The following is a 911-nucleotide window of genomic DNA, read 5'->3' as shown; positions in this document are numbered from 1 at the left end:
GAACGATCTCGGTTTCACCAGTGTGAAGATCCCTAAGTGTAGAGAAACCGGTGAACCTGACACTCAAGAATTGAAAGCGATCAAAGCAAAAGTTCAACCTTACCCTAAAAGGGTCAAATGGCGTTTTTGGAAAGCGGATAATCAAGTAAGCCAAAATTCGGTAGACACTCTATTTTTTGATCGTTATGAAACCGCAGCTATCGAACAACGAGCAAAATCTCTCGATATCCCTTTAACAACCTTTATACTATGGGCGCTAAACCGCTCGGCTGCCAAGCATTTACTTGCAGATTCAAAAAACTGCAATCAAAGCTATTCGTGGTTTTATCCCGTTAATTTAAGGGGGGCAGCTAATTTTGGAACCGACTCAGACTATGCAAATTTCTCCAGTGGATTTTATATCCCTCTCGAAGCGGATATTTCACCTACCCAGTTAAACGACAGAATTCGCGAGCGGCTAAAGTCACGCGAGCATTGGCTGCACTGGCAACAAGCCAAGATAGCTAAATATCTACCTGGCTTTATGATTAGATTTTTATATCGCTACCTCAGCAATAAATCCTTTTACGCTGGCAATTTCTCCGCAATGGGGAACTGGTTAGATGAAGATATCTCTGCCTTACCGAGCAAACAGGCAGAAGCGGTTTCAGCATTACAAAAAGAACGCTGGTTTTGCTGTGCACCAGGAACAAAGAACTATCCGATATCAAGCTGCGTCATGAAGTGGAATGGTCAGCTCGGTTTAACGCTTAAGCTTCATTCTTCGATCGTAAAGGATGACAAGGTTTCGCTTGAAACGCTTTGTGATTGGGGTAATGAGCTTTTTGAAGATAATCTCTTCGACATCAATAGCGCTGTAGGTCGCAATCAAATTGTTTCTTATAAATACACCGACCATTGCCAAGGTATTT

The 911-nt window shown here is 42.4% G+C and carries 1 protein-coding gene; it reads left to right on the top strand.

From position 1 onward, the window contains the following. Positions 1-22: 22 nt before the first annotated feature. Positions 23-911: hypothetical protein (locus A3766_RS01185; protein ID WP_197479157.1), on the top strand; the 889-nt coding region annotated here is incomplete at its 3' end.

This window comes from Oleiphilus sp. HI0132, assembly GCF_001635845.1.
Note: the sequence above shows the minus strand (reverse complement) of the source record. Positions and strands in the feature narration are given on the sequence as shown.